Source organism: Streptomyces sp. NPDC055140 (genome assembly GCF_053607285.1).
The window spans coordinates 328301-352363 of record NZ_JBSGTG010000002.1 but is presented as its reverse complement, the minus strand read 5'-3'; the positions used below and the strand labels follow the sequence as shown (position 1 = coordinate 352363).

The following is a 24063-nucleotide window of genomic DNA, read 5'->3' as shown; positions in this document are numbered from 1 at the left end:
CATGCCCCAACCGGACGCATCCCAGGGCGAGTTCGCACTCGCGCGATATCTGGACGCCTGGGCCCCGGCGCCCGTGACCCTGGACGATCCCGTCGCGGCCGCGCCCGTCGCCGCGCTGAGCCAGGTGCTCGACCAGGAGGCGGCCGTGGCCGGTGAGGGGGAGCCGTTGCCGCCGCTGTGGCACTGGCTGCACTTCCTCGAATGGCCCGCACAACGGGAGCTGGGGGCCGACGGGCACCCCGCGCACGGCCACTTCCTGCCGCCCCTCCAGAACCGCAGGCGCATGTTCGCCGGCGGCCGCGCGGAGTTCACCGCGCCGCTGCGGGTGGGCGTGCCCGCCCGGCGTACGAGTTCCCTCGCCAAGGTCGAGATCAAGCACGGCCGCACGGGCGAGATGGCGTTCGTGACAGTCCGTCATGAGATCGCGCAGGAAGGGGAGACGCGGGTCACCGAGGAGCAGGACCTCGTCTACCGCGTGGGCGAGGACGAGCGGCGGATCGGGGGCTTCGGCCTGGACCTCGGTGAGGCCGGGCCGTCCGACGCCGACTGGCAGTTGACCCTGCGTCCCTCGCCGACCCTGCTGTTCCGCTACAGCGCGCTGACCGCGAACGCCCACCGCATTCACTACGACGAGCCGTACGTGCGCGACGTCGAGGGCTACCCGGGCCTCGTCGTCCACGGGCCGCTCCTCGTCCAGCTGATGCTGGAACTCGCCCGCCGCGAGGCCCCGGAGCGGGAGATCCACACGCTCTCCTACCGGCTCCGCAAGCCGGTGTTCGCGGGCGAGCAGGTGTGCGCCCTCGGTGACGTGGCGGACGACGGAGGCTCGGCCGGGCTGCGGATCGCCACGCGTCGGGACGAGCGGCATGCGACGGCGGAGGTGACGTTCAAGTGAGCGCTGAACGCATCGGAGTCGGACCGGCGCGTGCTGTCCCCGCGCGTCCCGAACCCGCCGATCCCGAGCGCCTGAGCCGCGACCGCGCCCGCCTCGCCGCCGCCCGCACCCTGCTCTTCGTCCCGGGGCACCGCCCGGACCGGTTCGAGAAGGCGGCCGCGGCCGGGGCCGACGCCGTGGTCATCGACCTGGAGGACGCGGTCGCGCCCGACGCCAAGGACGCGGCCCGCCGGCACGCCGCCGACCGGCTCGCGCGGGGCAGGGACGCGGTGGTGCGGATCAACGCGCCCGGCACGCCCTGGTGGGACGCCGACCTGGACCTCGTCACCGCGTTCGGCTGTCCGGTGATGCTGCCCAAGGCCGAGGACCCCGACGTGATCGCACGGATCGCGGAGGCCTGCGCCGTGATCCCGCTCGTCGAGACGGCGGCCGGGATCGAGCGCGCCCTCGAGGTGTGCTGCGCGCCCGGCGTCGTCCGCGCGGCCTTCGGCAGCGTCGACCTCGCCACCGAGCTGGGCGTGCGCCACGACGACACCCTGGCGCTGGCGTATGCGCGGTCCCGGCTGGTCATGGCGTGCGCCGCCGCCGGTGTCGCGCCCCCGCTGGACGGCGTCACCACCGCGCTCGACGACGCCGACGCCCTCGCGCAGGACATCCACCACGCCCGACGGCTCGGCTTCGGAGGCAAACTGTGCATCCACCCGAAGCAACTCACCGCGGTGACCCAGGGTTTCGCGCCGACGGACGAGGAGTTCGCCTGGGCCAGGAAGGTGCTCGCCGCGGGCGACGCGGTGTCGGCCGTGGACGGCGTCATGGTCGACAGACCGGTGCAGGAGCGGGCGCGACGGCTGCTCGGGGCGGAGCTCACCACCGGCCCTGCGGGCGAGATGGCGTAAGGCGGAGGATCGGGGGACGCCCGGCGATGTCACGTCGTCGGCAGTTCCCGGAGGCCGTCGGCGAACCCGTCGACCAGGTCGACGAGCGCCGCCACCGCCGGATCGGTGTCGTCCGCCCGCCAGGCGAGACCGAGCGGGAGAGCCGGGGCGTCAAGGACCGGGACCAGCGTCACCCCCGGCACCGCCAGATGCCCGGCGGAGTCCGGAGTGAGCCCGATGCCGACGCTCGCCCCCACCAGGGAGAGAAGGGTGTGCGTGTCGGGCGCGTCCTGGACGATGCGCGGGGTCGTGCCCTGCGCCAGGAACGCCGACAGCACCAGGTCCCGCACGATCGAGCCCCGGCCGGCCGGATAGCTGACGAAGGGCACGCTCCGCAGATCGGCGAGGGTCAGCGACTCCCGTGCGGCGAGCGGGTGTTCGGAGGGTACGGCCGCGACCAGCGGGTGCCGCAGCAGCTCCCGCACCCGCAGCCCGGTGTCCGGCAGCGGGAGCCGCACCAGACCCGCGTCCGCCTCCCGCAGGTGCAGGCGCTCGGCCAGCTCGCCACCGTAGTAGGGGCCGACGATGTCGAGCCTGACGGTGGGGTGCCGCAGCCTGAACTCACGGGCAATGGCGAGGAGTTCGCGGTACGACGTGGGGCCGCTGAACGCCAGCCGCACCACCCCGGTGACCCCCTCCGCCGCGCGGTGCGCCGCGAGCTTCGCGGCTTCCAGGGAGTCGAGCGCGGACCGTACCTCGGTGAGGAACGCCGCCCCGGCGGCGGTGAGTTCGACGCTGCGGGTGGTGCGGTGCAGCAGCTCGACGCCGACGTCCTGCTCAAGCCGCTTGATCTGCTGCGAGAGCGGGGGCTGCGACATGTGCAGCCGGGCCGCGGCCCGGCTGAAGCTGAGCTCCTCGGCGACCGCGACGAAAGCCTGCAGACGGCGCAGTTCCATGCCCTTCCACCCTCCACCTCCGCCGGAAGTCGTTTCGTTCCGGCGCGTCGAGATTATGTCGCCCCGGCGAATAAATCGATGGCCAACAATGTGTTAGTTGCATCACACACCCAGTGATACGGTAAATGTCATCAGACGCGAAAACGGCCGCACAGGGCCAGAATTAAATAAGCGCGCCACTAGCCCAACAACGCACGTGAGACGGGCTTTCGGTGAATCCGAATTGCCTCCCGAAGGAGTGTGGCAAGGGTGAGACGCAGACTCGTCGCAGACGAGAAGATGGGGCGGCGGGCGGGAATTGCCGCATTCATCGGAACCACCATCGAGTGGTACGACTTCTATATATTCGGGACCGCGTCGGCGATTGTTCTCGGGAAACTCTTCTTCCCCGAGGCGTCACCCGCCGTCGGTGTCCTCGCGTCCTTCGCGACGTTCTGGATCGGCTTCGTCGCCCGCCCCCTCGGCAGCATCGTCTTCGGGCACCTGGGCGACCGCATCGGCCGTAAGAACACGCTCATCGCGACGCTTCTCCTCATGGGCGTCGCCACCGCGGGCATGGGCCTGCTGCCCACGTACGACACGGTCGGCGTCCTGGCCCCGGTCCTGCTCGTCCTGCTGCGCGTCGTGCAGGGCGTCGCCGTGGGCGGCGAATGGGGCGGAGCCGTACTCATCGCGACCGAACACACCGAGCGGCGCCGCGGGTTCCTCTTCGGCGCCTTCGCCCAGCAGGGCTCACCCACCGGCCAGATCCTCGCCGTCCTCGCCTTCACCGCCGTCTCGCAGCTCCCCGACGCCGCCTTCGTGGCGTGGGGCTGGCGCCTGCCCTTCCTCGCCTCCGCGCTGCTCGTGATCGTCGGTCTGATCGTGCGGATGCGCATCCAGGAATCCCCCGAACTGCTGCGGCTCAAGCAGACGGAACAGGTCGCACGGCTGCCCCTCGTCGAGCTGCTGCGCACCCACAAGACGACGGTCGCCCTCGGGCTCGCCGCCTCCGTCATCGCGTACGTCGCCTCGTACCTGAAGAACACCTTCGCCCTGTCCTGGGCCACCAACGACCTCGGCATGTCCCGCGACAGCATGCTCACGATCATCCTGCTCGCCACGGTCGCGCAGTTCGTCGCCCAGCCCTTCGGCGCCGTCCTCGGCAGCCGCTGGAACACCCGCAAGGTCGTCACCGTCCTGCTGATCCTCGAGATCCCGGCCATGCCCGTGCTGTTCTGGCTGATCTCGACCCGCAGCTTCGGCCTCACCCTGCTCGGCATGGTCATCGCGACGCTGCCGCACGTCATGTTCTACGCGCTCCTCGCCGGCATGCTCGCCCAGGCGTTCCCCGCCCGCGTCCGCTACACCGGTATCTCGGTGTCGTACTCCGCGGCCGGGATGCTCTTCGGCGGCGGCACGCCCCTCATCGGGCAGGCGCTGCTCACCGCCACCGGATCGATCGTGCCCGTCGTGGCCTTCGCCGTCCTGATGGTGCTGCTCTCGCTCTTCGGTGCCCGCGCCCTGCTCGCGCGCACCGCGGCGGCCGAGGAGCGGGACGCCACGGCGGCAGGCGCCACGCAACAGCCCGCCGCACTCTGACGATCAGTCAAGTATTGAGCCCCGCCCCGACACAAGGGAGACAGCCATGGACTCCGATGTCTTCGAGGACATCCTGCGCACCGTGAAGGACTTCGTCCGCGGCGAAGTCGTGCCGCTGGAGGAGGAGATCGAGCAGAGCGACGCCATACCCGAGCGGCTGCGGCGCGGCGCCGCCGACATGGGCCTGTTCGGCTGGGCGCTGCCCGAGGAGTACGGCGGACTCGGCCTCGACATGCGCCAGGACGTGCGCCTGGCCATCGAACTCGGCTGGACCACACCGGCGTTCCGCTCCATGCTCGGCACCAACAACGGCATCGCGGGCAAGGCCCTGGTGAACTTCGGCACGCCCGAGCAGCAGAAGCGCTGGCTGCCCGCGCTCGCCGCCGGTTCCGCCGTCGCCTCGTTCGCCCTCACCGAGGACGGCGCGGGCTCGGACCCCAGCGGCGTACGCACCCGCGCCGTCCGCGAGGGCGACGGCTGGGTCCTGTCCGGCGCCAAGCGGTTCATCACCAACGCCGACCACGCCGACCTGTTCGTCGTCTTCGCGCGGACCGACCCCGACGCCGAGGCCCACCGCGGAATCTCCGCCTTCCTCGTGGAGAGCACGGCGCCGGGCGTACGGATCGGGCCGCCTGACCGCAAGATGGGCCAGCGCGGCGCCCACACCGCACCGGTCTACTTCGACGACGCGCGGGTCCCCGCCGACGCCGTACTCGGCGGTGAGCCCGGCACCGGATTCCGCGCCGCGATGGCCTCCCTCACGCGCGGCCGCCTGCACGTCGCGGCCCTGTGCGTCGGCCTCGCGGCCCGCGCACTCGACGAGGCCGTGCGCTACGCCGCCACCGCCGAGCAGGGCGGCGAGTCCATCGGCCGCTTCCAGCTCGTCCAGGAACTCCTCGCCGAGTCGCACGCCGAACTCCTCGCGGGCCGCTCCCTGGTGCTTGCCGCCGCCGAGGCGTTCGACGCGGGCACCGACACCCGCATGGGGCCCTCCAGCGCCAAGCTGTTCTGCAGCGAGATGGTGTGCCGGGTCGTCGACCGCGCCGTCCAAGTGCACGGTGGCAGCGGCTACATGAGCGACTCGACCGTCGAGCGCCTCTACCGGGACGCGCGACTCTTCCGCATCTACGAGGGCACCAGCGAGATCCAGAAACTCATCATCGGCAAGGGGCTGCTGCGGGAGGCCGGGGCATGAGCGCGCGACCGTCCCGCACGGACCTCGTCGACACCCTGCTCCACCCCCGCTCCATCGCCGTACTCGGCGCCTCCGACAACCCCCGAAAACTGTCGGGGCGCCCCATCGACTACCTCAAGCGCTTCGGATACGCGGGGCGCATCCTGCCCGTGAACTCCCGCCGCGCCACCGTCCAGGGCCTGCCCGCCCACCCGACCCTCGACGCGATCGACGGCGACATCGACCTCGCGATGGTCATGCGCGACGCCGCCCACGCGGCCGACGGCATCCGGGCCTGCGGCCGGCGCGGCATCAGGACGGCGATCGTCGCGGCCGCCGGCTACGCCGAGACCGGCGAACAAGGTGCCTTGCTTCAAAGGGAGTTGAAGGCCGCCGCGGAAGAGAGCGGCGTCCGCGTCCTCGGGCCCAACTGCCTCGGCCTCATCAGCGTCCACGACCGGGCGGTGCCCACCTTCACGTCGGCGCTCGACGAGAACATCGAACTGCGCCCGGGCCCCGTCGCGTTCGTCAGCCAGAGCGGCGCCTTCGGCTCGTTCATCTTCAGCGAGGCCCGCCAGTACGGCATCGGCCTCGCCCACTACGTCAACACCGGCAACGAGGTCGACATCTCGGTGTCCGAACTCCTCGGCGCGTTCGCCGCAACCGACGAGTCGAAGGTCCTCCTCGCCTACCTCGAAGGCGTCAGCGACGGCCCCGGACTCCTCGACGCGGCCCGCGCCGCGCACGCGGCCGACAAGCCCGTCATCGCCGTGAAGGTGGGCCGCTCCGCCGCCGGTGCCCGCGCCGCCCAGTCGCACACCGCGTCACTGGCCGGCGAGGACCGCGTCTTCGACGGCGCGGCACGCCAGTTCGGCCTCACCCGCGTGAGCGGCGTCGAACCCATGCTGGACGCCGCCCAGATCTTCGCCACCGGCCGCCGCACCAGGGGCCGTCGCCTCACCACCCTCTCCCTGTCGGGCGGCGCCGGAGTCCTGATGGCCGACGAGGCCGCCACCCACGGCATCGCCGTCGACACCTGGGACGAGGAGTGGCAGCGGCGCATGGCCGGCGTCATCCCCCCGTTCGGCTCGCCCCGCAACCCCGTCGACCTGACCGCCGCGCTCGTCAGCGAACCCGACATGCTGCGCCGCGCCCTCGACGTCGCCCTCGAACACCCCGGAACCGACATGATCGGCGTGCTGCTCGGCAACGCCGACGGCGACATCGACGAGCTGACCGACGCCATCGCGAAGGCGTACGGCTCCACCGACCAGCCGCTCGTCGTCGTCTGGACCGGCGGCAACGGCAGGGCGCGGCAGCGGCTCCGCGAGCTGGGCGTGCCCTGCTACAGCGACCCGGGCCGGGCCGCCGCGGCCCTCGGGCACCTCGCCGACTTCAGCCTCCGCCCGCCCCTTCCGACGGGCGCACGCCCCACGGGCACCGACCCGCAGGCCGCCCGCGCGATCATCGAGGAGGCCCGCGCCCAGGGCCGTACCAGGCTCGACGAGTACGAGTCCACCCGGCTCATCGCCGCCTACGGACTCCACTGCGCGCACGCCCGCACCGCGCGCGACCCCGAGGAAGCCGTACGGGCGGCGGCGGACCTCGAAGGGCCCCTGGCCGTCAAGCTGCTGTCGGCAGACATCGCCCACAAGAGCGACATGGGGGGCGTGCGGCTCGGCCTGACCACGCCGGACGGCGTGCGTGACGCCGCGCGGGACATCCTCGCCGCCGCGGCCCGCGCGGGCGTCGGCGACGCGCGGCTCCTCGTGCAGCGCATGGCGGGCGGCGACCGTACCGAGCTGATCCTCGGCATCCAGCGCGACGCCGCGTTCGGGCCTGTCGTGGTCGCCGGGTTCGGCGGTGTCCTCGTCGACGTACTCGACGACAGCCAGGTGGCCGTGGCCCCCGTCGACCACGCGGGGGCGGTACGCATGCTGCGCTCGCTGCGCGCGGCGCGGGTCCTCGACGGGGTGCGCGGCGCGCCCGCGCGCGACGTCGACGCCGTGGCGGACGCGCTCGTCCGCCTGTCCTGGCTCGCCACCGACCTCGCCGACGACCTCCTCGAACTCGACGTGAACCCGCTGCTGTGCGGCGCGGCCGGCGACGGCGCCGTCGCCGTGGACTGTCTCGCGCTGCTGAGCGCCCCTTCGGAACAGGACGCACGATGAACCCACCCGACCCCCGTGAAGACGCCGTGACACCGGAACCCCGGTCGCCGGCCCTCGCCCACCGCGCCGGCCTCAGCCGCGGCGAACTGCGCTACCAGCGCTGCGCGCACTGCGCGTCCGCCGTCTTCCCGCCCCGCACCCTCTGCCCCGACTGCGGTGCGCAGAAGCTGAGCTGGGAACGCAGCACCGGTCACGGCACCGTCTACGCGACCACCGTCGTGCGCGGCCGCGACGGTGCGCACAACGTCGTGCTCGTCGACCTGGACGACGGCTTCCGCATGATGTCGCGGGTCGAGGGGCCCGCTCCGGAGGACGTCGGGATCGGCGACCGCGTCCGGTTCCGTACGACAGCGGACGGCGACACCGCCGTCTTCGAGCCGAAGGAGGACGCCCGATGACACCGTCGCTGCGCGGCAGGGCCGCCGTCGTCGGCGTGGCCGAGTCCGACCTCGGCGAGGTCGCTCCCGGCCTCACCCACCTCGACCTCGTCGGCCAGGCCACCGCCCGCGCCCTCGAGGACGCCGGCATCGCCAAGTCGGAGGTCGACGGCCTGTTCACCGCCTCGTCGTACCTGCCGATGGCCGCCATGGACACCGCCGAGTACCTCGGCATCCGCCCCCGCCACCTCGACGGCACCAACATCGGCGGCAGCTCCTTCGTCTCCCACCTCCTGCACGCGGCCGCCGCGATCGAGCAGGGCCTGTGCACCACCGCGCTGATCGTGTACGGCAGCACGCAGCGCTCCGACGGCGGCCGCCTCGTCTCCCCGACCAGGCCGGACCCGTACGAGGAGCCGTACGGCCCCCGCTACCCGCTGAGCATGTACGCGCTCGCGACCTCGCGGCACATGTACGAGTACGGGACCACGCGGGAACAGCTGGCCGATGTGGCGGTCGCGGCGCGGGCGTGGGCGCAGCTCAACCCGGCCGCATTCGAACGCAAGCCGCTCACCCGCGAGGACGTCCTCGGCTCCCGCATGATCAGCGACCCGCTGACCGTGCGGGACTGCTGCCTCGTCACCGACGGCGGCGGCGCCCTCGTCGTCACCTCGGCCGAGCGGGCCCGCGACCTGGCCGCCGCGCCCGCCTATCTGCTCGGCGGGGGCGAGGCCACCTGGCACCGCAACATCTCGCGGATGCCCGACCTCACCGTGACGGCGGCGACCGAGTCCGGACGCCGCGCCTTCGACATGGCGGGGCTCACCCCGGGCGACGTGGACGTCGTCGAGCTGTACGACGCGTTCACCATCAACCCCGTCCTGTTCCTGGAGGACCTCGGGTTCTGCGCCAAGGGAGAGGGCGGTCCCTTCGTCGCCGACGGCGGCATCGCGCCCGGCGGCAGGCTCCCCGTCAACACCAACGGCGGCGGCCTCTCGTACGGCCACCCCGGCATGTACGGCATCTTCACCGTCATCGAGGCTGTACGCCAACTGCGCGGCGACTGCGACGAACGCCAGGTCGACGGGGCCCGCGTCGCCCTCGCCCACGGCAATGGAGGCGTGCTCTCCAGCCAGGTCACCGCGCTGCTCGGCACCGCCGAAACCCTCAACTGACGTATCCGACAAGGAGATTCGACCCATGCTGCACGGCAGGAGCGCCCTGGTCACCGGGGCGGCCAAGGGGATCGGCCTCGCCATCGCCACGGCCTTCCACAAGAACGGCGCGCGCGTCGTCATCGCCGACATCGACGGGCCCGCGGCCGAGGCGAGCGCCCGCGCCCTCGACTCCACCGGCACCCAGGTGGCCGCCGTCACCTGTGACGTCACCGACGCCGACGCGGTGAAGGCCGCCGTACGCGGCTGTGTCGAGCAGTTCGGTTCCCTCGATGTGATGGTCAACAACGCGGGCATCACACGGGATGCCACCCTGCGCAAGATGTCCGAGGCCGACTTCGACGCGGTGGTCGACGTCCACCTCAAGGGGGCCTGGCTGGGCACCCGAGCGGCCGCCGAGGTCATGCGCGAGCAGGGGAGCGGCTCGATCGTCAACATCTCGTCGATCTCCGGCAAGGTCGGCATGGTCGGCCAGACCAACTACAGCGCGGCCAAGGCCGGTCTCGTCGGCCTCACCAAGGCCGCCGCGAAGGAACTCGCCCACCGGGGCGTACGCGTCAACGCCGTCCAGCCCGGCCTGATCCGCACCGAGATGACGGAGTCGCTGCGCGAGGACATCTGGAACGCCAAGCTCGCCGAGGTACCGATGCGCCGCGCCGGCGAACCCGAGGAGGTCGCGCGCACGGTCCTGTTCCTCGCCTCCGACCTGTCGTCGTACACGACGGGCTGCGTCCTGGAGGTGGCGGGCGGCCGGTTCATCTGACGGCCGCCGGGCGTGCGGTCAGTCCGTGGCGCTCTCCGGCGAGACGGACCGCGCCACGGGTTCGGGTGATTTCCGAAAGCGCGGGCGGTGACGTCTGCGGCGAGTGCGATGTGATGGACTGCGGCATCGGCCGGGCAGTACGGGACGCCCGATCGAAGGGACACATCATGGGCCTCGGCATCATCGTCGTGCCGCTGTTCCTCTATCTCGCCCTGGTGACGCCGCTGTGTGTCAAGGTCGGCGAAAAGACGTCGGAGAGGACGGGCTGGTTGATGGCCGCAGGCCTCGTCGTCCCTCCGGTCGCCCTGTTCATCGCCCTGCTCACCTAGCGCCTCTCGTTCGAGGTGTGCCGGGCTCGCGAGGTCCGGCACACCCAACTGCCGCGCCGCCGCTACCTCGCCGCCCGCTGCACCGCCTCGGCCGCCAGACCCGTGGCCGCGCGGCGCGTCGCCTCCGACAGGAGTGCCGTCCGGATGGGGCCTCCCGCCGCCAGATGACGGTCGTACGGCAGGTGCACCACCGCGACCCCCGTCTCGCGCAGATGGGCGGTCGCCGCCTTCAGGTCCAGCGTCATGTCGGGCGCGCTCGACGTGAGCGCGACGACGGTACCGGCCAGAGCCGCCTTCGGCAGCTGCGCCAGCCAGTCGAGCACCACGCGCGTGCCGCCCACACCCTCCACCGTCATCGGGGCGACGACCACCCGCGCGTGCGCCGTGTCCATCGCCGTACGCGCCACCTCGCCCGGCAGCGTCTCGCAGTCCACGACCGTCATGGCGAAGTAGCGCCGCAGCGCGAGCGACACGGTCCGGTACGTGCGCACGTCCAGCGGGGCGCCGACGCGGCCCTGGCTCGCCGGCAGCAGCCAGCCGCCGTCGGTGACCGGCACGAGATAGCCGGTGACGTCGGTGAGTTGCATCGACGGTTTGAGGATCTGCGCGAGGTCCGGGCACGACCAGCGCACCGACTCGGCACCGAGCCGCACCGGCAGCGTGCCGAGAGCGGCGTCCGCCTCCAGCGCGAGCACCGGGTCGTGGCGGTAGTGGTTGAGGGTGCGGGCGAGGAGGGCGGACACGGTGGTCTTGCCCACCCCACCGCGGATGGACGTCACGGCGACCACCCGGCCGTTGGACACCGGCTGCTGCAACTCCCGTGCGAGACGCGTCTCTTCGGACACCTCCTGCGCGGCGGACGAGGCGAGCCTGCGCAGTGAACGTCCGGTACGCCGGGCCACGGTGTCCCCGTGCTGAGGCCGCCCGAGCGAGCCCGCGAGCCGCGGGTCGACGGTGGGGACGGATTCGGGGGTGATGCCGGGGAGACGGGAGTTCCGCGAGCGGGAGTGGGGGGCGACGGCGGGCGGGTGCGGCTGGGGGGTCGGCGCGGGCGCGGGTGTGTAGGGGGCGGGGAGTCCTGAGGGGGCCGGAGCGGGCGGGAGCGGTGAGGCCGGGGTGTACGGGGGCGGGGTGGGCGCCGGGGTGTGGGCGGCGTTGGAGGTGGGCGGGGCGTCCACGATGTCGGCTCGGGGTGTGGGGGTGGGTGCGTATGGGGCCGGGGTGTGGGTGGCTGCCACCGGGACGGGCGGCGGGGCGTTCGTGATGTCGGCCCGGGGTGTGGGGGTGGGCGCATCCGGGGCCGGGGTGTGGGTGGCTGCCACCGGGTCGGGCGGCGGGGCGTCCGTGATCTCGGCCGGGGGTACGGGTGTTGGTGTGGCCTTCGTCTGGATCTCGATGGACACGTTCGGTATCGGAGAGGAGCCCGTGCTGATGTGTCGGGGCTCTGGCGCCGAGGGCTCTGCGGCCGCCGGTGCGTCGGCGGGGGCGTCGGTCGATGCCTCCGGGACCGGTGCCGCGTCCGTGACGTCGGCTTTGAGCAGAGACGTCGGCGCGCCCGGCGCCGGGGCATGCGAGGGTGCGGGCACATCAGAGGTGGCGTCCGCGTCCGTCGGCGGCGTCGGCCGTTCCGCTCGGCCCGCCGCCAGGCGCGCCGCCAGTGACGCCGTCCGGCGCGCGGCCGGGGCAGCGGCACGGGGTTCCGGCACAGCCGCAGCGTCTTCGTCCGGGTCGAGCGGAGGTGAGGGCGAAGGGCCGGGGCCCGCGTCCGGTGACGGGGCCGTGTTGGGGCGCCGGCGCGGAAGCGGCGCACGACCGCGCGAGGGCGGTGGCACCACGGAGCTCTCCGCTTCCCCGTCCGGGAGCGTGCCCTGCCCCGCCACCCCGGAACCGGACACGTCAGGCGCCGCCATCTCGCCGCCCTCCCCGCCCAGTTGTGCCTGGGTCTGCCTGAGCAGGTCCCTCAGTACGTTGTTCTGCCAGTCGCTCTGCGTCATTCCCCGAGCCCTTACGCGAAGGTGCCGAGCAGACGCCCGTACACACCGAACACGCCGATCACCAACGGGAGCAGCGCGATCACACCGACCGATTCGAGTACGTCGCCGACGCGGCGCAGCCGGACCCGCACAGGTTCCGCGGGCCGCACGGCGAGCACCCCGAGCGACATCAGCGCGAGTACGACCAGCGCGGCGGGCGGCCCCGCCGCGCCCGAGCCGTCGTGCCACACCCACGCGAGCCGTACGGCCACCACCGCGCCGGCGGCGAACAGCGCGACCACTTCCCCGGTCAGGGGGAAGGCCCGCGCGCGCAACGCCAGTACGAGCGTGACCACCACCGCGAGCAGCACCGTCCACACCGTGGGCGCCCGCAGCGCGCACACCGCGGCGACGGCGGCCGAGACCGCCAGGACGGCAGAGGCGAGCGCGAGTTCGCGATGGGTGGCGGCCAGCGCCGTGGACACCTGGTAGCGGCTGACCGACGCCCCGCCGGAGCGGCGGTCGTCGAGACCCGACAGGCCGGAGGTCCTGAGTGCGAGACGCGGAAGCAGTCCGAGGGCGACCACGGAGAGGACCGCGACGAGCGCACCCGCGCGTGCGGATTCCGGTGCCGTGCCGCCGCCCGACTGGAGTGCGAGAGCGGCCTCCCAGCAGATCCCGCACCCGGCGACGGCCGCCGCGCCCACGACACCGCTCCGGCCCACCGGCGAGAACAGCCCGAGCAACAGCAGTGCCCCGGCCAACACCCCGCCGGCGCACGCCAGGCGTGCCGCACCCGGCCAGTCGTGTGCGTCGGCGAGCGTCCAGGCGCCGAGCACACCGACCGCACCGGCCGTCGTGATCAGCGTCGCCGCGAGGCCCTTGCGCCCGGCCCGCCCGAGGAGCGCCCCGGCGAGCGCCGCGAGGGCCGCCGCGGCGAGGAGCGTGCCGCCGACGGCGGACAGCCCGTCCGCCTGGTCCTGGCGTGCTAGGAGTCCGGCGAGAACGGCCCAGACGACGGTGGCCGCACCGGCCACCACCCTGCGGGCGGCGGGCCGCCAGCGCCAGGTGCGCAGGTCGATACAGATGCCGTCCGCTGACGTGGACGCCGATCCTTCGCTGCGTGCGAGGCGCAGCACCGCACCGTCGGACACACCCGCGGACTCCAGCGTGCTGTCGGGTTCGAGAGCCGACCCGTCGGCGGCGATGAGGCGGTCGTGCGGGGCGCTGCCGTCGTCGAGGAGTCGCAGGACTTCCGGCAGGAGCACGCCGAGCGGCTCGCGGGACGGCAGGACGAGTTCGACGCGTCTGCGCGCACCCACCAAGGTGACTCGGCTCAGCGCCGTACGGCTCAGTGGCCCCGTCGATATCACGCGTTTGAACCTATCATCGGGCCGAAGACGTGCTGGTCGGCGTGGTGGACGGGGTCCCGGCGGGAGGAAATGGCCGGTTGCGTGCGTTCCCCGCGGTCCCGCTGGTCCGGGAATTGAGGACCTGGACGGTCGCGCCGCGGCTGTTCAGCCACTCTTCGAGTGCGAGGCCGGACAGTGCGCGCGGCGGACCGTTTCCTTCGAGGCGTGCGGGACCGAAGACGGTGCCGGTGAGGCCCTCGACGCGGGTGCGGTCGTCGAGAACCGCCTTGAGGGACGTCTCGCGCACCGAGGCGCCGGCGAGGTCGGCGCCCTCCAGGCGCGCGTCGAGGAACGAGGCACCGTTGAGCCGCGCGCCGCGGAACGAGGCCGCCCGCGCGTCGACGCCGTAGAGCTCCGCGCTGCCGAGGTTCGCCCCCGAGAGATCGGTGCCCCGCAGGTCGGCCTCGTCGAGGATCGCCTTCGTCAGGCAGGCGTGGGAGAGATCGGCACCTTCCAGGACCGCCCCTTCCATGTGCGCGCGATACAGGTCCGTGCCGACGAGCCGGGCGCCGCGCAGCACGGTCCCGGTGAGCAGCCCCACGGCCAGGTCAAGGCCGGAGAGGTCGGCGTGGGACAGGTCGAGTTCCGCCACGTCGAGCAGGGAATCCCCTTGCTCCGCCCATGACGTGAGAACGGCGGCGGCCTCGGGGTTGGCGGGCGCAACGCGGACACGACGCCGCGAATCGGCCGTAGCGGACACCCTCACCCCTCCCTCCGTGCTCTCGCGCGGACGCACTTGCGGACATCGTACGAGCAGTCCGCGTCGCACAAGCAAACCGCCTGGTGCGGTGTGGGGGTGGGGTCGGTGCCGGGAAGCCGGCGCGTCCTCCTGGCCGGCGGGGGCAGGCGCTCCGGTGGGGAGAGTGTTCACCTTGGGGTCGTCGTCGAGTCGGCGGTCCCGGCCCGCGCATGCAGGCAATGGCCGAGGGCGGGCCCGCAGCAGCGGACCCGCCCTCGCCTCACTCCGTACCGCGGATCAGCGCCGCAGCGTCACCGTGAAGTCGCGGTCGAGGGACTGGCGCGCGGTCTTCACCGTCGTCACTCCCGTGTCCGCGTCGTAGTACCAGCCGGACCCGGCCGCGGCGAGCGCGTCCGCCGAGCCGACGCGGGGCAGCGCGCGCCCCTCCGCCGACACCCGGTGCGGCGCGCTCTCGCCGTGGACGGCGAACCGGTAGGCGCGGGCGTCGGGCTTGTTCTTGTAACTTCCCTTGCTCGCCCCGACGTTGATCTCGGTCGCGTGCTTGCCCTGGTCGACGGTGACGCGCTGCGTCGCCGACTTGCCCTGGGCGAAGTCGCGGGTCACCCCGTCGTCCTCGTACAGCGTGTAGGAGGAGCGGCCCTGCGGGTACACGTCCCAGTCCAGCTCGTGGACGTCACGGGACTTGTACGACGTCGTCCCCTTCGGCCACATCGGCACGACCGCACCGGACTTGACGAAGAGGGGGAGCGTGTCGATGGGCGCGTGGTAGCCGTCGATCGTGGTCGGACCGTGGTAGGTCTTGCCCGTCCAGTAGTCCGTCCACGTGCCCTTGGGCAGGTAGATGCCGTCGCGGGTGTCCGAGTCCTTGTAGACCGGGGCGACGAGGAAGTCGTCGCCCGCCAGGTACTCGTACTTGGCGTTCGCGCCCAGCGTGGCGGGGTCGTCCGGGTACTCCAGGTAGAGCGGGCGCACCCCGCCGACACCGGTCTTCGCCGCCTCGGCGGACAGCGTGTACAGGTACGGCAGCAGGCGCTCGCGCAGCTGGAGGTACTTGCGGTTGATGGACGTATAAGGCTCGCCGTCCACCCACGGCTGCTGGTTGATCTTCTTGCCGGTGGTCATGTCCCTGGCCCAGCCGTCCATCGTCATGATGGCCGGCAGGAACGTCTTCGCCTGGAGGTCCCGCGCGTACATCTTGGCGTCGTGGCTGTAAATGCTGCCCACGTCACCGGAGTTGTAGGCGATGCCCGACATCGTGGCGCCCGCGTACGTCGGGATCTGCCAGCGCACGAAGTCCCACGACAGCTTCTGGTCGCCGCTCCACAGCACGCCGCAGCGCTGCGCGCCCGCCCACGAGACGGGCATCCAGACGAAGCCGCGGGCGTCGCTGTTGTCCTCGATGCCGGCCTTCGCCTTGTCACAGGCGTCCAGGGACATGCCGTAGCCGTTGCCGATCCAGGCGACGTCGAGCTTGGCGACGCGCTGCCCGGCCTTCACCTGGTCGGCGAGCTTGTCGATGCCGTCCTGGGTCCACAGGCCCATCTCGGCGCCCCGCTCCTGGAGGCCCTTCGCGGTCTCGGCGAGGTTCTCGTAGCCGCAGCCGTAGCCGTCGTTGACCAGCATCCAGCCGAGCGGCATCTGGTTCTCGACGTACCCGTCGGCGACCTTCAGCGAGTCGAGGGTGTGGCGCTCGCCCTGATTGGCGTTGTGCAGATAGCAGTCGGCGTCACCGGGTTCGAGGCCGTACACCGGCGGCATGAACGGCTTGCCGACCAGCGACGTGTAGCCGCCGATCACCTTCTTCGCGTCACCGAGGAAGTAGTACGCGTCGAGGCGGCGCTCCTGCTGGCCCGTGTGGACGGAGGGGCCGAAGTCGTAGACGCCCGGGGCGAAGGTGTTGCGGTAGACCCCGTACCCCGCCGAAGAGAGGTAGAACGGCTGCGAGTTGTTGTAGCCGCCCTCGTTCCAGTTGGTGTTGTTCGCGACGTAGACCGTCTTGTCGCGGTGCGAGAACGAGCCGTTCTGCTCGCCGCCGCCGAAGAACTGCTCGTCCTTGCCGCGCTCCAGGCTCTGCCGCATGCCGCCGGTGGACCAGCGCAGGGGCTTGTCCTCCTGCCAGATCCGCGTCCTGTTGTCGGCCTTGTAGAGGCCGAAGCGCAGCGGCTTCTTGTAGACGCGCAGGACGGCGCCGGCGGAGCGGATGCCGTAGTACGCGCCCGCGTCGAAGGACGACGTGTGCTTGTCGAGGGCGGGCTGCTTGCGCACGATCTGCGAGCCGGCCGGATCGCTGAACGTGCCGGACGGGTCGGCCTGGAGTCGCAGTCGACCGCCCGTCAGGAAGTCGGCCCGCGCCGTCAGGTCGCCGGCCGCGATGGTGTAGCTGCCGTCCTTGCCCGTGAAGGAGGTCAGGTCGCCCGCGTCGGTCGTCTCGGGCAGATAGGCCTTGCCGACGAAGGAGTTGTCGTGCACGTCGTAGGGGACGACCACGACGTGGTACGTGCCGTTGGCCTTCGGGATCACCGTGGCCTCGGGGTCGGCCGTGCCCGCGCTGGCGGCGACCTGCTTGCCCGCGTCGTCGAACACGTACATGTCGAAGTCGTCGGTGGGCTGCTTCGCCCACTCGATCGAGATGGGCACGCCGCCCTCGGGGTTGTCGTCCCAATAGCCGTCAGGGACCGACACCTTGAGGTCGAAGCGGTCGCACACCTTGTTGTCGGGGTCGTTCGCGGCGGCCGGGCACTTGCCGGGATCGCCCACGGTCCCCGCGGCGTACACCGGGCTCTGCCACGTCACGCTCTTGTGGCCGTCGTCCAGGACGCCGCTGCCGGGGGTCGCCGCCTTCGCCTGCTGGGCGGGGGCCCCGAGCAGGGTCGCGCCGAGGAGTGCGGCCGTGCCGATCACCGCCAAGGTGCCCCCACGAGACGGTCGTTGCCGTCTCAGCCGCCGTTGCCGCAGTCTTCGCAATCCGTGCAAGGTGCATCTCCGCTCAACCCGAGTGACCCGTGGAGCCCGGCCGGTCGATGTTTGCCAGTGCTTGAACTATTGCTGTTTCGAGCAACTTCGAGCACGAAGGTTCACAGGGTTCAGGGGTTCTGTCAATGTCCTTGCGCGGGCTGCGTCCATGCGGCGGGCTGCGGCCCTTGCGCGAGCCGCGTTCCCTGCGCGGGCTACGCCATCTGACGCCGCACCAGCTCGTGCAGCCGTCCGTTCGTGTCCGCGAGCAGCTGGGCCGGCGGTCCCTGCTGGACGACGCGGCCGTCCGCCATGACGATCACGCGGTCCGCGTCCATCACCGTGGACAGGCGGTGCGCGATGACGATGCGCGTGGCGTTCAGGGCGCGGGTGCTGTCGATGACGGTGCGCTGTGTCTCGTTGTCGAGCGCGCTCGTGGCCTCGTCGAAGAACAGGATGCGCGGCCGGCGGATCAGCGCCTGCGCGATCATCAGGCGCTGGCGCTGGCCGCCGGAGATGGCACCGCCGCCGGCGATCATCGTGTGCAGGCCCATCGGCATCCGCTTGATGTCCTCGGCGAGCCCCGCCATCGCCGCCGCCTCCCACGCCTCCTCCTGCGTGAACACCTCGGCGCCGCAGATGCAGTCCAGGATCGACCCGGTCAGCGGCTGAGCGTTCTGGAGCACGACGCCGCACTGCCGGCGCACGGCGGCCTGGTCGAGCGCGCCGAGGTCCTGACCGTCGTACAGGACACCGCCGGAGACCGGCTTGTCGAAGCCGATGAGGAGGCGCAGGAGCGTGGACTTGCCGCAGCCGCTCGGCCCGACGACCGCGACGAACTCGCCCGGCCTGATGGACAGGTTCACGTCGTCGAGGACGAGCGGCCCGTCGTCCGTGTACCGGAAGGACACGCCGCGCGCCTCGATCTCGCCGGTCAGCTCGCCCGGCTGGGTGCTGGCGGCCCGCACCTCGGGCGCCTCGTCGAGGACGGGTTTGATCTGCTCGAACATCGGCAGGACGGCGGCCGCGGAGATGAGGGCGCCCGTGAGCTGCGTGACGGATGAGAGCAGCATCGTCACCGCGGTGCTGAACGTGAGGAAGTCGCCCGCGGAGAGGGTGCCCCGCGCGGGACCCGCGAGCAGCATGAACATCACGAGCGAACACAGCGGCAGATAGACGGCGTTGAGGACCGTCGTCAGGTTCTTGATGCGGCCCGCGCGCCGCTGGAGCTCGCGGCTGCGCGCGAACTCCCCGGCCCAGGAGGCGTACGCGAAGCTCTCCGCCCCCGCGACCCGAAGCTTCGGCAGGCCGCGCAGCGTCTGGAACGCCTGGTTGTTGAGCTTGTTGCCGAGGACGACGAGACGGCGCTGCCAGCGCAGCTCCCACAGCCCGAGCGTGAGGAACACGCCCGCGATCACCGCGAGCATGGCGAGCGCGGTCAGCGCCAGCGGGACGCTGTAGAGCAGGAGCAGGACGAGGTTCATCGCGCCGACCGTGCCGGACTGCACCACCACCGGGCCCACGCCGGACATGAGCCGGCGGATCGAGCTGATGCCCATGGCGGCGCTCGCCAGCTCACCCGTCGAACGCGACGCGAAGAACCGCGTCGGCAGCCTCAACAGGCGGTCCCACACGGCGGGTTGGAGCGCGCTCTCGATCCGGCCCTCCATGCGCAGGATCGTCAGGTTCTGCAGCAGCATGAACGCGGCCGACACGATGCTCGTCACCATGACCGCGAGGGATACCTGCACGATGAGGTCCGTCTGGGCGTTCGGCACGTACACGCCGAGGACCCGCCCGGTGGCGACCGGCACCAAGGCCCCGATCGCGACCGTCACGAGACCGGCGAGCAGCAGGTTGCGCACGTCGGCCCGGGTGCCGCGCGCGCTGAACCGCAGCAGCCGCAACGGACTCAGCGCCCGGTCGGGCAGCGGCCGGTACAGCATGACGGCCCGCGTTTCGAACTCCTCCGCGTTGTCCTCGTCCACCCGGGTCCGCCGCCCGCTCGACGGATGCACGGCCTCGTACCCGCCGCGCCGCCACAGCAGTGCGACCGGGGCGCCGGACGCCGCGCGGTGCCCCACCAGGGGACCCGCGTTCTCGCGCCACCAGCGCCCGTCGAGGCGGACCGCACGGCTGCGGATCCGTGAGGCGACGGCGACCTGTTCGACCGGGTCGACGCGGTCGCTGACGGCGCCGCTCCGCTCGGGCGCCGTCAGCGTGATCCCGGCCGCGCCCGCGACCAGCTTGCACGCGGCGTACGTCGCGTCGTCCCCGTTCCCGGAGGAGGAGCCGCGCCGCGAACCCCCCTTGCCCTGGCGGCCGATGGACGCGAGCAGCGTCCGGTCGGCCTCCTCGCGGACGGTCTCGCCCGCCTTGATCCCGGCCGCGGTCCGGGTCTCGTGCGCGCTCTCCAGGCGTTCGATCCACCGGTCGAGCGCCGACAGGAGACGGAACTGCTGGTTGACCATGCGCTGCCACATCGAGCCGTCGACGAGCAGCTCGCCCACGGTGTCCGCGCTGTACGACGCCCCGTACTGCACGCTGCCCGGCAGGATCGGCAGCCACAGGATGTCGTCGTCGCCCACGGAGTCGTCGCCGGCCGTCCGGCCGTCGAGCGGCGCCTCGAACAGGACGCGCTGGCTGCGCCCCACACCCAGGGCGAAGGCGTGCTCGAGGAGGCTGAGGGCCGCGTCCTGGGTGTCGTACTGGCTGAGGTACTGCTGGTCGTACGACCACGAGGCGTCGCCGTAGTCGGGGCGCTGGAGCTCGCGCAGGCCGATACGGCGCAGCAGGCAGCCCTGCAACGGGCGGCCCACCAACGTGTGCTGGGGTCCCTCGACCGGGCCGAGCAGCAGGGTGCCCGCCTCCAGGCGTCCCAGGAAGTGCCAGTGCCCCTGGGCGGCCGCGTCGACCGCGAACAGGTCGAGCGCACCCTGGACGACCAGCCACAAGACCTGCGGTCCTTCGAGGTTCAGGCTGCGCATGCCGGCGCAGTCCACCGGCATGCCCAGGGAGCCGAACGAGGCGGTCACCTGGTCGCCGGCGGCGTGCTCCTGGTGTGTGTACGTCACGTCAGTGCTCCTTGACCAGCTCGGCATACGGACCGCCGGCGGCGACGAGCGCCTCGTGCCGGCCCCGCTCGACGATCTGGCCGTGGTCGAGGACGACGATCTCGTCGCTGTCGCGCACGGTGCTGAGGCGGTGCGCGATCACGACGCAGGCGCAGCCGCGGCGCCGCAGATTGTCGATGATGAGCTGCTCCGTCTCGGCGTCGAGCGCGCTGGTCACCTCGTCGAGTACGAGGATGCTCGGCCGGCGAACCAGGGCCCGCGCGATCTCCAGGCGCTGGCGCTGACCGCCGGAGAAGTTCCGCCCGTCCTGCTCGACCCGGCCCTGGATCCCGCCGGGCCTGCGCGCGATGACGTCGTACAGTGCCGCGTCCTTGAGGGCGTCGACGACGGCCTCGTCCGGGATCGACGGATCCCACAGGGCGACGTTGTCACGGACCGTGCCCTCGAAGAGGAACACGTCCTGGTCGACGAAGGACACCGACGCCGACAGGGCGCCCCGCGGGATGTCCTCCAGGCGCTGCCCGTCGATCCGGATCGTGCCCTCCCACGGGCTGTAGAGCCCGGAGATCAGCCGGGACACCGTCGACTTGCCGCTGCCCGAGCCGCCGACGAGCGCCACCTGCTGACCGGGGCCGACCGCCAGCGAGAAGCCCGTGAGGAGCGGCTTGTCCAGCGGGCTGTAGCCGAACGTGATGTCGTCGAGCGTGACGTGCCCCTTCAGGCGGCGCGTGCTCGCCGCCGCGTCGGGCCGCGTGTACAGGGCGTCCGCCGGGAAGCTCTCCACGTCCTTGAGGCGCGCCACGTCGGCGGCGAAGTCCTGGATGCGTCCCGCGACACCGTTGAGGCGGGTGATCGGCGCGGTGAACCGCGTGACGAGCGCCTGGAAGGCCACGAGCAGACCCACCGACAGATGCCCCTCGACCGCGCGCAGGCCGCCGATCCACAGGATCAGGGCGCTGTTGAGCGTCGCCAGGGTCGGCGCCACGATGCCGAGCCACGCGCTCGGCACACCGAGCCGCTGCTGCTCCTCCAGCGTGGTCGCGTGCTGCCCCGCCCAGCGCCGGAAGTACCCGTTCTCGCCACCCGTCGCCTTCATCGTCTCGATGAGCTGAAGGCCGGTGTACGAGGTGTTGGTGAGCCGCGCCGTGTCCGCGCGCAGCTTCTGCGTACGGGTGGCTCGCAGCCGGATCACGATCCGCATCGCGACGACGTTCCCGAGCGCGATGCCCACGCCCACCAGTGTGAGCTGAGGGTCGTACGTCCACAGCAGCGCCGCGTACAGGAGCACCACGACACCGTCGACGCCCGCCGCGGTCAGGTCACGCGCGAGCGTCTCGGAGACCGCGTCGTTCGACTGGAGGCGCTGCACCAGATCGGCCGGACTGCGCTGCGCGAAGAACGTCACCGGCAGCCGCAGCAGATGACCGAAGAACCGGGCGCTGCTCAGCGTCGACGCGATGACGCGCCCGCGCAGCAGATTGGCCTGCTGGAGCCAGGTGAGCACGGCCGTGAGCGCCACCATCGCGCCCATCGACGCGAACAGCGCGCCGAGGAGCGAGGTCTGGTCGCCGATGAGGAACATGTCGATGTACGTGCGGCTCAGCGCGGGCAGCGCCGCGCCGACCGCGACGAGCAGGAGGCTGGCGAGGAGCGCCGCGAGCATCGTGCCCGTCGTGCCGCGAAGCCGTGCGGGCAGCGCCCGCAGGACGCCGGGCCTGCGCCCGCCCGGGCGGAAGCCGTCGCCGGGTTCGAGGACGAGGACGACGCCCGTGAAGCTGGTGTCGAAGTCCTCGGAGGGCACGAACCTGCGGCCCTTGTCGGGGTCGTTGATGTGCACGCCGCGCCGCCCGAAGCGGCGGCCCATGCCGTCGTAGACGACGTAGTGGTTGAACTCCCAGAAGAGGATGGCGGGCGCCTCGACCTCCGCGAGCGCGGCCGGCTCCATCTGCATGCCGCGCGCGGTCATCCCGTAACTGCGGGCCGCCTTGAGGAGGTTGCTGGCGCGCGACCCGTCGCGCGAGACGCCGCACGCGATGCGCAGCTCCTCCAGCGGGACATGGCGGCCGTGGTGCGCCAGGACCATCGCGAGGGACGCGGCGCCGCACTCGACGGCCTCCATCTGGAGGACGGTGGGCGTGCGGACGGTGCGGTGACGGCGCCGCGGCGGCTTCGGAGCCGGGCGCGCCCGGCGACGGCCGTGTCCGGCCGGGGGCAGCTGCTGCTGGACTGCGGGGGAGGGGCTCACGGGAGCAGCCAATCGATCGGGCGCTGCTCGGCGAGGTGCACGGCGCCGGAGGCGGGGGTCATCGAGTCGAGCGCGTACGGCGGTCCGCCCTTGGACGACCACGCGTAACCCGACTTGGTGGAGGGAGAGGCGATGAGCTTCACGAGGACCGCGATCGTGGGGCCGCCCTTCGTGAACTGCGTGGCCAGTTCCTTGTCGCCGAGGAACGCCTCGACCCGCTGACCGCTCTGCGCGCCGCGCCCGACCGCCTGCACGCGGCCGCGCAGCATGCCGTACTGCTGGGACGGTGCCGACTGGACGGTGAGGTCCACGTCCGCTCCGACGGGCACGGTGCCCGCGCGGTCCGCGGGGACGTACAGCATCGCGAGGAGGGGGTCCTTGGCGCCGGTCTTCTCGACGGTCGCCACGTCGGAACCGGTGGTGACGACCGCGCCGATCCGGGCGACGAGTGTGGTGACGCGTCCCGCGTCGACGGTCCGCACATACCGGTCGCCCTGCGGTGTACTGACCTTGAGGAGCGGGGAGTTCGCGGCGAGGCGCTGCCCCTCCTTGGCGAGCACGCCCGTGACCTGACCGGTGACGGGGCTCTGGAGGACGTAACTGCCCTGCGCGTGAGTGAGGACGCCGGGGACCCGCAGCGTCGAGGAGAGCGACCCGGTCACCGCCCACACGGACGCGGCCGCCATCACGACGAGGGTCACGGCCAGCGCGAGTACGCCCTGGGGCCTGGCGAGCCGCACGGGAAGGTCGAGTTCCTCGGGCGACTGCAGTTTGGACAGGGCCTGTTGGCGGAACTGCACGACGTACTTCCCTTACGTGTCTTCCGGTCCGGCGAGGTGCCGGGAGTGCCCAAGGGCCCCGGAACCGGGGGGAGGTTCCGGGGCCCTGGCAGAGCCGTGGCTCAGAGACCAGCGGTCAGGCCGGTGGCCAGGCCGGTGACGGCGGCGGTGTTGACGCCGGTCAGGCCCTCGACGGTGCCGGTCAGGCCGCCGACGACGCCGGAGATGGGGGCGATGGAGTCGGCCGTGCCGGTCAGGTTGGCGGCGAGACCGCCGACGAGGCCGCCCGACACGTTGTCGAGGTCGGCGTCGGAGATCTCGAGGGTCTCAACCTGGGGGGTGGAGTTCATGATGTGAGCTGCCCTTCTCATTGGTAATTCCAGAATGCGTGAATCACTTGCGTAACTCATGCAGTGCGGAGGATCAAAGCACGCCGACGCCTCGCACATCCAATCGGAAGGTCCCCGGTCAGAGGCTGTGTGGGCACGTAATTACCGCCGCGTGCAGGAGTGTTCACGTCCTGGGAGCAGACCCTTCACAGGATCCACAGGTCCGAATTCCCGAGCGGGCTCCATGAATTTCTGCAAAATGGACACTCCCGTATTTTTGGCCGGGGTCACATTTGAGGGTTG

General features: G+C 72.0%; 18 protein-coding genes. 9 read left to right on the top strand and 9 right to left on the bottom strand.

All coding sequences use genetic code 11. From position 1 onward, the window contains the following. Position 1: 1 nt before the first annotated feature. Together ACWFR4_RS05415 and ACWFR4_RS05410 are read left to right on the top strand one after the other, a co-directional pair. On the top strand, positions 2 to 895 hold the full coding sequence (locus tag ACWFR4_RS05415; protein WP_453650957.1) for an FAS1-like dehydratase domain-containing protein: 894 nt from the start codon (positions 2 to 4) through the stop codon (positions 893 to 895). Next, the gene (locus ACWFR4_RS05410; protein WP_453650955.1) at positions 892 to 1791 is read left to right on the top strand and encodes an HpcH/HpaI aldolase/citrate lyase family protein; all 900 of its coding nucleotides are present in this window, start codon (positions 892 to 894) and stop codon (positions 1789 to 1791) included. The genes ACWFR4_RS05415 and ACWFR4_RS05410 overlap by 4 nt, the downstream gene beginning before the upstream one ends. Before the next feature lie 29 nt (positions 1792 to 1820). Here ACWFR4_RS05410 and ACWFR4_RS05405 read toward each other — a convergent pair whose 3' ends face one another. Continuing rightward, positions 1821 to 2726 (bottom strand): LysR substrate-binding domain-containing protein, encoded by a 906-nt coding sequence (locus tag ACWFR4_RS05405; RefSeq protein WP_453462531.1) that lies wholly within the window; start codon positions 2724 to 2726, stop codon positions 1821 to 1823. 249 nt (positions 2727 to 2975) lie between these two features. On the opposite strand from ACWFR4_RS05405, the gene ACWFR4_RS05400 reads away from it, so the two are divergent. The 7 genes from ACWFR4_RS05400 to ACWFR4_RS05370 all read left to right on the top strand — a co-directional run bounded on the left by ACWFR4_RS05400 (position 2976) and on the right by ACWFR4_RS05370 (position 10296). Next, complete coding sequence (locus ACWFR4_RS05400; protein WP_453462534.1) at positions 2976 to 4307, top strand: MFS transporter; 1332 nt, start codon at positions 2976 to 2978, stop codon at positions 4305 to 4307. 46 nt (positions 4308 to 4353) lie between these two features. Continuing rightward, entirely contained in the window at positions 4354 to 5502 is a 1149-nt protein-coding gene (locus tag ACWFR4_RS05395; protein WP_453650953.1) for an acyl-CoA dehydrogenase family protein, read from the top strand. After that, complete coding sequence (locus tag ACWFR4_RS05390; RefSeq protein WP_453650951.1) at positions 5499 to 7652, top strand: acetate--CoA ligase family protein; 2154 nt, start codon at positions 5499 to 5501, stop codon at positions 7650 to 7652. The genes ACWFR4_RS05395 and ACWFR4_RS05390 overlap by 4 nt, the downstream gene beginning before the upstream one ends. Next, positions 7649 to 8050 carry a Zn-ribbon domain-containing OB-fold protein gene (locus tag ACWFR4_RS05385; RefSeq protein WP_453650949.1) on the top strand — a complete coding sequence of 134 codons (402 nt, stop codon included), beginning with the start codon at positions 7649 to 7651 and terminating at the stop codon, positions 8048 to 8050. Before ACWFR4_RS05390 ends, ACWFR4_RS05385 begins: the two co-directional genes overlap by 4 nt. Next, complete coding sequence (locus ACWFR4_RS05380; RefSeq protein ID WP_453462546.1) at positions 8047 to 9204, top strand: thiolase; 1158 nt, start codon at positions 8047 to 8049, stop codon at positions 9202 to 9204. The genes ACWFR4_RS05385 and ACWFR4_RS05380 overlap by 4 nt, the downstream gene beginning before the upstream one ends. 25 nt (positions 9205 to 9229) lie before the next feature. Continuing rightward, a complete protein-coding gene (fabG, locus tag ACWFR4_RS05375; RefSeq protein WP_453650947.1) occupies positions 9230 to 9967 on the top strand; it encodes a 3-oxoacyl-ACP reductase FabG in 738 nt (245 codons plus the stop codon). Positions 9968 to 10032: 65 nt separating this feature from the next. After that, positions 10033 to 10296, top strand: coding sequence for a hypothetical protein (locus ACWFR4_RS05370; RefSeq protein ID WP_453650945.1), 264 nt, complete (start codon positions 10033 to 10035; stop codon positions 10294 to 10296). Positions 10297 to 10358: 62 nt separating this feature from the next. Here the strand turns inward: ACWFR4_RS05370 and ACWFR4_RS05365 are convergent, their stop codons facing one another. The 8 genes from ACWFR4_RS05365 to ACWFR4_RS05330 form a co-directional block, all read right to left on the bottom strand. Further along, complete coding sequence (locus ACWFR4_RS05365) at positions 10359 to 12290, bottom strand: hypothetical protein (protein WP_453650943.1); 1932 nt, start codon at positions 12288 to 12290, stop codon at positions 10359 to 10361. Positions 12291 to 12301: 11 nt separating this feature from the next. Continuing rightward, positions 12302 to 13642, bottom strand: a complete 1341-nt coding sequence (locus tag ACWFR4_RS05360; RefSeq protein ID WP_453650941.1) for an EsaB/YukD family protein — start codon at positions 13640 to 13642, stop codon at positions 12302 to 12304. Between the two features lie 13 nt (positions 13643 to 13655). Continuing rightward, positions 13656 to 14381 (bottom strand): pentapeptide repeat-containing protein, encoded by a 726-nt coding sequence (locus tag ACWFR4_RS05355; RefSeq protein ID WP_453650939.1) that lies wholly within the window; start codon positions 14379 to 14381, stop codon positions 13656 to 13658. A gap of 276 nt (positions 14382 to 14657) precedes the next feature. After that, a complete protein-coding gene (locus ACWFR4_RS05350; protein ID WP_453651407.1) occupies positions 14658 to 17282 on the bottom strand; it encodes a TIM-barrel domain-containing protein in 2625 nt (874 codons plus the stop codon). A 266-nt stretch (positions 17283 to 17548) separates the two neighbouring features. Further along, the gene (locus tag ACWFR4_RS05345) at positions 17549 to 20434 is read right to left on the bottom strand and encodes an NHLP bacteriocin export ABC transporter permease/ATPase subunit (protein ID WP_453650937.1); all 2886 of its coding nucleotides are present in this window, start codon (positions 20432 to 20434) and stop codon (positions 17549 to 17551) included. After that, complete coding sequence (locus ACWFR4_RS05340) at positions 20409 to 22664, bottom strand: NHLP family bacteriocin export ABC transporter peptidase/permease/ATPase subunit (protein WP_266675435.1); 2256 nt, start codon at positions 22662 to 22664, stop codon at positions 20409 to 20411. The genes ACWFR4_RS05345 and ACWFR4_RS05340 overlap by 26 nt, the downstream gene beginning before the upstream one ends. Next, on the bottom strand, positions 22649 to 23452 hold the full coding sequence (locus ACWFR4_RS05335; RefSeq protein ID WP_453650935.1) for an HlyD family efflux transporter periplasmic adaptor subunit: 804 nt from the start codon (positions 23450 to 23452) through the stop codon (positions 22649 to 22651). The genes ACWFR4_RS05340 and ACWFR4_RS05335 overlap by 16 nt, the downstream gene beginning before the upstream one ends. A 101-nt stretch (positions 23453 to 23553) precedes the next feature. Beyond that, positions 23554 to 23781: a type A2 lantipeptide gene (locus ACWFR4_RS05330; protein WP_453465100.1), complete on the bottom strand. Its 228-nt coding sequence runs from the start codon at positions 23779 to 23781 to the stop codon at positions 23554 to 23556. Positions 23782 to 24063 lie beyond the last annotated feature (282 nt).

Coding starts and splice junctions, on each gene's coding strand:
- ACWFR4_RS05345 (WP_453650937.1), bottom strand. CDS start 20,434: ATGCCGAGCTGGTCAAGGAGCACTGACGTGACGTACACACACCAGGAG.
- fabG (WP_453650947.1), top strand. CDS start 9,230: ATGCTGCACGGCAGGAGCGCCCTGGTCACCGGGGCGGCCAAGGGGATC.
- ACWFR4_RS05415 (WP_453650957.1), top strand. CDS start 2: ATGCCCCAACCGGACGCATCCCAGGGCGAGTTCGCACTCGCGCGATAT.
- ACWFR4_RS05390 (WP_453650951.1), top strand. CDS start 5,499: ATGAGCGCGCGACCGTCCCGCACGGACCTCGTCGACACCCTGCTCCAC.
- ACWFR4_RS05395 (WP_453650953.1), top strand. CDS start 4,354: ATGGACTCCGATGTCTTCGAGGACATCCTGCGCACCGTGAAGGACTTC.
- ACWFR4_RS05330 (WP_453465100.1), bottom strand. CDS start 23,781: ATGAACTCCACCCCCCAGGTTGAGACCCTCGAGATCTCCGACGCCGAC.
- ACWFR4_RS05365 (WP_453650943.1), bottom strand. CDS start 12,290: ATGACGCAGAGCGACTGGCAGAACAACGTACTGAGGGACCTGCTCAGG.
- ACWFR4_RS05405 (WP_453462531.1), bottom strand. CDS start 2,726: ATGGAACTGCGCCGTCTGCAGGCTTTCGTCGCGGTCGCCGAGGAGCTC.
- ACWFR4_RS05380 (WP_453462546.1), top strand. CDS start 8,047: ATGACACCGTCGCTGCGCGGCAGGGCCGCCGTCGTCGGCGTGGCCGAG.
- ACWFR4_RS05385 (WP_453650949.1), top strand. CDS start 7,649: ATGAACCCACCCGACCCCCGTGAAGACGCCGTGACACCGGAACCCCGG.